Genomic DNA, 1,845 nt, shown 5'->3' with positions numbered 1-1,845 from the left:
TAAATATATTAAATATTTGACTTGTTCAATCACGAAATGGTTGAATAGGTTTGTCCTACCGGCGCCCGTGAGCGCGGTATTTTGAGGCCAGCGACCATGTCCTTGGCATTCCCGCACTGGCTGATGATCGCAGGGGCCCTAGTGGTGGGTGACGGCTATATTGGTGTTCTCGTCAGCGGAAAGAAAGCGAACCGGGTTGATCGACCGCCAGGCGAGCCGATCGATGTGCCGGCTTTACCGCTCCTCAACTCGCATGACCCGCAGTAGCTCGCGCGTTCCGCCAAGAGCGAGGGTTAGCAATGGCTGTCAGAATTGAATGGGGTCCGCTTGAGGCGATAACGAACGTCCGCAACGAAGCGTGCAAGGCTCGAGACTTCATCATCCAATCCCATGATGGACACGTGCAGGGGCAGATTGTCGTGCCTGACGACGCCGATCAGTTCGTCATGGGGGCATGTGAAATCCGGCTTCTCGAGCTGCTAAAGGACGCCATCAAGGAACTGGAGCGGTGAAAGCGCCGAAGATTGCCGCCAAAGCGAGTACTAAATTCGATACGTGATCAAAGCGCCCGGCCCGCCTGTGCGAACCGGCGAGCCCTGTCCCAGCCACGCCTACCGTCTCAGATTACCTGCGGACTGCTCGCCCCGATCGCTCACGATCTCGTAGCTCACCTTTGCACCTTCTGCCAAACCACTGAAGCCAGCCTTCTCCACCGCTGAAATGTGGACAAAGACGTCCTTCCCGCCGTTGTCGGGCTGAATGAAGCCATAGCCTTTGGTTGAGCCACTTCACAATACCTGTCGCCACGCACGTCTCTCCTAAATGACCGTCGCCACATGACAGAAGCTGATAAAAACGAAAAGCCCACCAACTTAGGATTTTAGTTTAAAGTGCGAGTTGGATGAATGACCGCCTGTACTGGGACAGGCGTCATGTTGCCCACATGAGGAAGGCAGCCAACGTGAACCGGCGCCTCCCGTCAATTTCCCACGGTGGACCAGCAGGGAACGAACACCTCGATAGGGAGCTTGAGAATCTTGCCGGCTCCTCGCGAGCTAACTGAGCGGCCCCGGCCACCCAAAAGTCCGCCTGAAGCCGGGGCAATCTCACTGCTGGCGCCTACACAGCCGGGACGAACTCGTCGGCTTGGAAATGGCCCGCAGTGTGAACCGGCGAATTTTGTCGCAATCAAATGCGACGCGCTAACGCACTGAGCGCAGTTAATGGTCTGGTCGGTTGGCGCGATTCATCTCAGCGAAGGCCTTCCCCAACTCTTCCGCCGTATGCTTCGCCTTGAAATTCTCCCATGCGATCATGAACCGCCCCTTCGCTTCATCGAGTGAGCCAGCTGTCCCGAACGGCGGACCGGGAAGCGTCACGATGCACGTCCACAACCAGAACCCCGGGGAGCGTTCGTTGGCGTAGCGGATGCGCCCGACTAGCTGCCGGTCCTCGTGAACCGTGTAATCATCCAGGCCTATCATCCGCAGTGTCAGAGGCATTGTGGCTTGCCGCAGGGTAGAAACGAAAATAAAGCGCGGCGGATTACATTGTGCCAATTAAACCTCGCCTGACCTGCGCGGCGAGGAACCCGTGTCCTCACTGCGCCGTTGCTGTCTCGCTAGCTTGCCCAAGCTGGCGGAGCGGCTCCGGCGTACCTCAAAAGCCAACTCTGAAGCCGGGGCCGTCTCTCCGCCATCGGTCTTTTCGGAGCATATGTTGTTGCGCGGCGCACAACGCAGGTCCTGCCGCCATAACCCCCGCTTGAGTCACGACCGCGTGCACGAAACCGTTTCGAGCCTCACACGCAATGACGCGAAACAACGCCCTCCAAGACTGAACGGC

Annotated in this window: 2 protein-coding genes and 1 pseudogene; 1 reads left to right on the top strand and 2 read right to left on the bottom strand. The window is 57.9% G+C overall.

The features are described 5' to 3' along the window. Positions 1–299: 299 nt before the first annotated feature. Positions 300–512: a hypothetical protein gene (locus IVB13_RS22625; protein ID WP_018456774.1), complete on the top strand. Its 213-nt coding sequence runs from the start codon at positions 300–302 to the stop codon at positions 510–512. Positions 513–611: 99 nt separating this feature from the next. Here IVB13_RS22625 and IVB13_RS22620 read toward each other — a convergent pair. Then, a pseudogene (locus tag IVB13_RS22620) lies at positions 612–807 on the bottom strand (cold-shock protein). 413 nt (positions 808–1,220) lie between these two features. Then, positions 1,221–1,502 (bottom strand): hypothetical protein, encoded by a 282-nt coding sequence (locus IVB13_RS22615; RefSeq protein ID WP_247490648.1) that lies wholly within the window; start codon positions 1,500–1,502, stop codon positions 1,221–1,223. Positions 1,503–1,845 lie beyond the last annotated feature (343 nt).

The sequence above is a fragment of the Bradyrhizobium sp. 17 genome (genome assembly GCF_023073515.1).
Lineage (GTDB): Bacteria > Pseudomonadota > Alphaproteobacteria > Rhizobiales > Xanthobacteraceae > Bradyrhizobium > Bradyrhizobium canariense_D.
Note: the sequence above shows the minus strand (reverse complement) of the source record. Positions and strands in the feature narration are given on the sequence as shown.

Coding starts and splice junctions, on each gene's coding strand:
- IVB13_RS22625 (WP_018456774.1), top strand. CDS start 300: ATGGCTGTCAGAATTGAATGGGGTCCGCTTGAGGCGATAACGAACGTC.
- IVB13_RS22615 (WP_247490648.1), bottom strand. CDS start 1,502: ATGCCTCTGACACTGCGGATGATAGGCCTGGATGATTACACGGTTCAC.